Source organism: Streptococcus sp. GMD6S (assembly GCF_000297015.1).
Genome location: NZ_AJRH01000020.1, coordinates 22,847 through 29,308, shown reverse-complemented (window position 1 = coordinate 29,308; position 6,462 = coordinate 22,847). Strand labels below are relative to the sequence as shown.

5 protein-coding genes are annotated in these 6,462 nt (G+C 43.8%); 4 read left to right on the top strand and 1 reads right to left on the bottom strand.

Going from position 1 to position 6,462, the window contains the following annotated elements:
• The coding region (locus tag GMD6S_RS04945; protein WP_000396318.1) for a glucose PTS transporter subunit IIA at positions 1 to 776 on the top strand (776 nt) is incomplete at its 5' end.
• Between the two features lie 140 nt (positions 777 to 916).
• The gene (gene scrK, locus GMD6S_RS04940; protein WP_000164292.1) at positions 917 to 1,804 is read left to right on the top strand and encodes a fructokinase ScrK; all 888 of its coding nucleotides are present in this window, start codon (positions 917 to 919) and stop codon (positions 1,802 to 1,804) included.
• 46 nt (positions 1,805 to 1,850) lie between these two features.
• Here scrK and GMD6S_RS04935 read toward each other — a convergent pair whose 3' ends face one another.
• A complete protein-coding gene (locus tag GMD6S_RS04935) occupies positions 1,851 to 2,468 on the bottom strand; it encodes a TVP38/TMEM64 family protein (RefSeq protein ID WP_000076177.1) in 618 nt (205 codons plus the stop codon).
• Positions 2,469 to 2,600: 132 nt separating this feature from the next.
• Here GMD6S_RS04935 and GMD6S_RS04930 point away from each other — a divergent pair, with 132 nt between their 5' ends.
• Both GMD6S_RS04930 and GMD6S_RS12710 read left to right on the top strand, forming a co-directional pair.
• Positions 2,601 to 5,234: a DEAD/DEAH box helicase family protein gene (locus tag GMD6S_RS04930; protein ID WP_000901155.1), complete on the top strand. Its 2,634-nt coding sequence runs from the start codon at positions 2,601 to 2,603 to the stop codon at positions 5,232 to 5,234.
• Between the two features lie 427 nt (positions 5,235 to 5,661).
• Positions 5,662 to 6,423, top strand: coding sequence for a DUF6261 family protein (locus GMD6S_RS12710; RefSeq protein WP_000167736.1), 762 nt, complete (start codon positions 5,662 to 5,664; stop codon positions 6,421 to 6,423).
• The last annotated feature ends 39 nt before the right edge of the window (positions 6,424 to 6,462 follow it).

Below are 6,462 nucleotides of genomic sequence, written 5' to 3'. Positions count from 1 at the left end.
TCTTCGGGGTTAACTTGCGTTTCCGTAAACCATTCTTCCTTTCATTGATTGCTGGTGCAATCGGTGGTGGATTGGCATCTATCCTTGGACTTGCTGGTACTGGTAATGGTATCACAGTCATCCCTGGTACAATGCTTTACATTGGTAACGGACAACTTCTACAATACCTTCTTATGGTAGCTGTATCATTTGTACTTGGTTTTGCTCTTACTTACATGTTTGGTTACGAAGATGAAGTAGAAGAAGTTTCAGGAGCAATTTCTGAAGCTGAAACTGACCGTTTAACAGAAGAAGCAGTAACTGGTACTGTGGTTTCACCTAGCGAAGGTGTTATCCAAACACCAATCGTTGGTGACGTTGTTGCTCTTTCAAATGTGAATGACCCAGTATTCTCAAGTGGAGCTATGGGACAAGGTATCGCCGTGAAACCTAGCCAAGATGTTGTTTATGCACCAGCTGATGCTGAAGTAACAATCGTCTTCCCAACTGGCCATGCTTATGGATTGAGAACAGCTAACGGTGCTGAAATCTTAATTCACGTTGGTATCGACACTGTTTCAATGAACGGTGAAGGCTTCAACCATAAAGTTGCCCAAGGTGACAAGGTTAAAGCTGGAGATGTTCTTGGAACATTTGACTCAGCTAAGATTGCTGCTGCAGGTCTTGATAACACAACTATGGTTATCGTAACAAACACTGCAGACTTTGCTTCAGTAAATCCAGTTGCTTCTGGATCAGTTGCTAAGGGTGACGCAATCATCGAAGTTAAAGCTTAATAAAACAAAAAAACGAACAAATGTCATGTTTGTTCGTTTTTACTTGGATGGTAAGATTTACAGAGGAAAATCTAAAATATTGAGAAATCTAGCCCTTTAAAATGTGCTATAATAGAGAAAACAAAGATAAGAGGTTTATCATGACAAAATTATATGGAAGCTTAGAAGCGGGCGGTACAAAGTTTGTCTGTGCTGTCGGTGATGAAAACTTTAATGTTGTGGAAAAAACACAATTTCCAACAACAACTCCTATCGAGACTATCGATAAAACCATCGAGTTCTTTTCAAAATTCGATAATCTTGCTGGTCTTGCTGTCGGTTCATTTGGTCCGATCGATATCGACAAAAACTCAAAAACCTATGGCTTTATCACAACGACTCCAAAACCTCACTGGGCAAATGTAGACCTACTTGGGGCTCTCCGTCGTGCCCTCAACGTACCCATGTATTTCACCACAGACGTAAATAGCTCTGCCTATGGTGAAGTAGTTGCTCGTAACAATGCTGGTGGCCGTATCGAAAACTTGGTTTACTACACGATCGGTACAGGGATCGGTGCAGGTGTTATCCAACGTGGTGAGTTTATCGGTGGTGTCGGTCACCCTGAGATGGGTCACTACTATGTGGCTAAACACCCAATGGATGTAGAAAAAGAATTTAACGGCGTCTGTCCTTTCCATAAGGGTTGTTTGGAAGGCTTTGCGGCTGGACCAAGTCTAGAAGCTCGTACAGGTGTTCGTGGCGAAAACATCGAACTCAACAGCTCTGTCTGGGATGTTCAAGCCTACTATATCGCTCAGGCTGCGGTCAATGCTACTGTGACTTTCCGCCCAGACGTCATCGTCTTTGGTGGTGGGGTTATGGCCCAACAACACATGCTGGACCGTGTACGTGAGAAATTCACTGCTCTTCTAAATGGTTACCTACCAGTACCAGACGTGCGTGACTATATCGTGACTCCAGCAGTCGCAGGCAATGGTTCTGCCACACTTGGGAACTTTGTCCTTGCTAAGAGTGTCGCAAAATAAAACAAAGAAAATATCCGCTTGGGAAACCAAACGGATTTTTCTATCCTCAAAACATCTGCCAGAAGAAATCAATAATATAAGTCAAACCATAAGTATAAACCACTAGGGTAAAGGGCTTGGTCAAAACGATGATAATCATATAGCGTTTGAAGGTCATCTTGGTGAGGGCAGCCAGCATGCAGAGAAAGTCAGCTGGACTGACAGGCCAGATCATCATAAAGATAAAGAACCGCTCGAAACGATTGCCCTTATCTAGCCAACCAATGTACTTGTCATAGGTACGCTTGCTGACGACCGACTGAACAAAGGCAGCTCCATAGAGACGCACGAGGTAAAAGATAATGGCACAGCCAATCACGATGCCGATATAGTTATAGATGGTTCCGATGATATGGCCGTAAATAAAGACCCCAGCCACTGAGGTCAAAGCTCCCGGAATAATCGGAACAACAGTTTGTAGGATCTGTAAAAAGATAAAGAGTGGTGGCCCCCAGACTCCAGCTTGCTGGATAAAGGCTGATAGGGTTTCCTTTGATTGTAAAACACCCGCCTGATAGGCCCAAATACAGAAAATCAAGGTGCCGACTCCCCCCACGATAGATGAAATATTGATGACTTGCTGTAGAAGGGGAGAAACAGCTTTCATTTGCTTATCCTGTGACATGTAAACTCCTCATAGATAGTATGATTCTACTATACCATATTTTGTGGAGAAAAACTATCTGGATTATCTGACTGGTGAAATAAGTGTGGTAAAATGAGAATAAGAAAATGACGGTATAGAATGAGGGGTATCATGTTAGGTTTAAACTTTAAAGGAAGCTGGCGCCAATATCAAAAACAGGTCTTGGATCGTTTTCAGGACTATCAAGCAGACGGTCATGTTCATCTAGTGGCCGCTCCAGGGTCTGGAAAGACAACCATTGGTATCGAGCTAATCGCTCGTTTTGGTAACCCAGCCCTCATCTTAGTTCCGACTGTCACCATTCGTGAACAATGGGTGGATAGAATACAAACTGCTTTTCTAGAGGATGGTCAGAGGCTTTCAGACCTCGTTTCCCAAAACTTAAAGGAGATGAAGACATTAACGATTGTGACCTATCAGGCTTTTCATAGCGCCATGAACCAATTGCAATCACAAGAAGATGGAGAAGCAGAGGATTTTGTGGGGTTTGATTTGCTTGCAAGCCTAAGAGCTCAGAAAGTTGCGACTCTTTGTTTGGACGAATGCCACCACCTGCGCAATGAATGGTGGAAAAGTCTGGAAGCCTTTCGCAAGCAGTATGGACCGCTGAAACTCATCTCCTTGACAGCGACACCACCTTATGACAGCGAGCCTGAACTTTGGGAACGCTATATCCGTATGTGTGGGGAGATCGATCAAGAAATCACGGTACCTGAACTAGTCAAGGAAGACACTCTTTGCCCTCATCAGGATTTTGTCTATATGTGTTCACCAACAGCTGAAGAGGCGGAACGTCTCAAACGGTTTGAGGAGACTAAGTGGGACTATATTCATCACCTTATAGTCGATCCTGATTTTCAAACATTTGTAGCAGGCTCTAAGGTCCTCAAAGGGGATATTTCATCTGATTTGCTCTTAGAAGATCCCAAGTACTTGTCTGCTATATTGATTTATATACATTCTCAGGGGTTAACGATTTCTCCCTCTTTACAAAATTTACTGGGAACCCAGAAGCTTCCAGCATTGACCTCCTACTGGCTGGAGACGCTGTTGCAGAGCATACTCTATCAGACACCAGATTGGTATAAGGATCCAGATGGATATAAGAAAAAGTTAGAGGCTGACTTGAAGGCGCGTGGGTTGGTGGAAAAACGTCAGGTTTATCTGGTTAAGTCCAAGGCTTCCGATCAGCTTTTAACCCAATCTCTAGGGAAGTTGTCTGCCATTGCCGATATCTTTTTGACGGAGTATGAGAGTCTAGGTCAGGAACTGAGACAGTTAGTACTAGCTGACTATATTCGCAAGGATTTTGCCACCTATCTGGGAGATAATCAGGCAACCATTTCTCAGTTGGGGGTTCTCCCTTATTTTGAAAGCATTCGTCGAAAAGCTCAGGAACAAGAGATACCTGTGTCTTTGGCTGTCTTGTCAGGTAGTGTCGTTATTTTGCCTACCGATGTGGCAGCAGAGTTTAAGGAGCTCTTGCCTCAGGTTCCTCTTAGTTTCTCACCTATTGGTCACTTGGATCCAAAAGATTATGTGCAGGTTAGTTTTCCGAGCTCAGCTAAGGGAATCGTAGCGGCAGTGACGGAGCTTTTTCAACGAGGGCGGATTCAAGTCCTAGTCGGAACCAAATCTCTCCTTGGAGAGGGTTGGGATGCTCCTTGCGTTAATTCCCTAATCCTCGGAAGCTTTGTGGGGAGCTTTATGCTGAGTAACCAGATGCGCGGGCGTGCCGTTCGTATCTGGCCGGGACATCCAGAAAAGACCAGCAACATCTGGCATCTGGTAGCCGTTCAAGCGCAAGCACTCATCACTCTTCCTGGTGAGGAGCCTAGACCAGAGAGCAATCAGGATCTGCAGACCTTGTCGCGACGGATGGAGCATTTTCTTGGATTGGCCTATAATCAGGAGAGTATTGAGACCGGTTTGGATCGTTTGGATTTTCCAAAGCCCCCTTTTAAGAAAAATCAAATTAGTGAGTACAATGAGCGAGTTAAGAGTCTCTCCAAGGATCGATCAGGCTTGAGACAAAAATGGCAGGAAGCTCTTGTCGTAGCGGATCAGTTCGAGGTAGTTACAGAAGTCGCAACTCAAAAACAGAAAATTCCAGTCATGCTCTTTCTTGATGCATTAAAATGGGTTCGCATGTCATTGCTCTTGTTGGCAGTGGATTTGTTGGTCTTGCTATTTAGACTGAGACTGATCGGTGTTTGGTGGCTTACGACAGCCTGTCTCCTCTTTTTGGCCTTTGCCTCTTGGCGTTACCTCCGCTATAAGAGTCCTTATAAACGATTGCAGTCTCTGGGTGAGCAAATCCGAAAGGCTATGCTAGATTCGGGGCATCTAACGGATGATCAATCCCGTGTTCAGGTAGAGGATGACAAGGAAAACTACATGGTCTTTGCCTATCTCAAGGGAGGAAGCATGAGGGACAAGGAGTTGTTTGCACATACTTTGGGAGAGTTCTTTGCTCCAGTGGACAACCAGCGCTATCTCTTGAAGACAGAGAAAGTCCGACAAGGTCAGTCACCTTACTATGTCGTGCCTAGTCTTTTTGACAAGCGCAAGGAAGAAGCGCAGAAATTCCTCGACTTTCTGACACCGACTATCGGACGCTATCATCTCGTCTACACACGAACAGAGACCGGAAGGAAAATCCTTCTAGAAGCTCGTATCAAAGCTCTCTCTAACAAAAACGACCGTATCTTGACTAAGAAGAAGGTTAAAAGTCAGTTGGAGTAGGGGAGGTAGCTATTCGAAGTTTCGAAGATATGAATTTACTAAAGTTTATATGCATTCTAAACTTAGAATGGCAAGAAATACATAAATTTATGAGCATTCTAAGCTTCGGATAGTCTATCTGAGAAAGTTTTGAGGTCTTCGAAGTTTCGAATGATCCTCTTTCCTAAAGTTTAGATGTATTCTAAAGCTAGAAAAGTTAAAATCTAAAAATAGTAAGAGTCTCTAGCTGACAGACGGAAATGTTTCCAGTCAGATAGGGATTTTTTATTTTGGAAATAAAAGATTTGCCCTGAGAAGTACATTTTAGATGGAAATATTGACAGTTCAGAGGAAGGGGGACAAATCTTTTAAAGTAACTGTTAGAATGGATTTATAAATTTAAGGGAAAACTCCTTTTTGAAATAATGAAAATAGAAAGGTTATCATCATGACAAAAACATTCACTATCCGCCCTCTAAGCTACACCAACTTTACCAACCGTGAGTTTGAAAGTCTCATGGTTGACACGGGTCAACTACTAGAAGTTTTTGCCAAGGCACATAAGGACGAGCCTATGTATAGCAAGCACCTCGATTCCTTCAAGAGCAAGCTAGCAGACTTCCAAGGCCAACTCGCTATCGTAGAAAAGAAAGAGACGACGAACCTAACCGAAGTCGATCGCAATCGTGACAGTGCCCTAGTCGGTCTCTTTACTCTTCATAGGGGCTTTGCTAAGATCAAGGAAAGCAAACTCAAAGAAGCCCATGAGACTTTGAAACCAGTCTTTGCCAAGTACAAGGATATCACCAAGCATAGCAATGATGTGGAAACGGCAGAAATCAAGAGCCTGCTCAAAACCCTGAGTGAAGAACCCTACCAGACGGCAGTTACTAGTCTAGGATTGACACCTATGCTCCTTGCAGTCACTAGTGCGCAGGAGGAATATGATAAGGTGGAAAGTCAGGCGCGTGCGCATAAGTCTGCTAAGGAAGTCGGGAAGACCAGACAAGTCCGTACCGAACTAACCAGCATCTACGACCTCTTTATGCGCTATACCGCAGCCAGCGCAGAAGCTTATCCAGAAAAAGAGCACCTGACCAAACTTCTCAAGGATCTAAACACAATCCGAGATAGCAAACGCCGATTGACTGGTTCGACTAAGAAGGATAAGAAAGTGAAAGTAGAAGAAGCAGAACGAGTAGCAGGATAAAGATAAACGTCTTTAGATATATTATTATCTAAAGGCGTT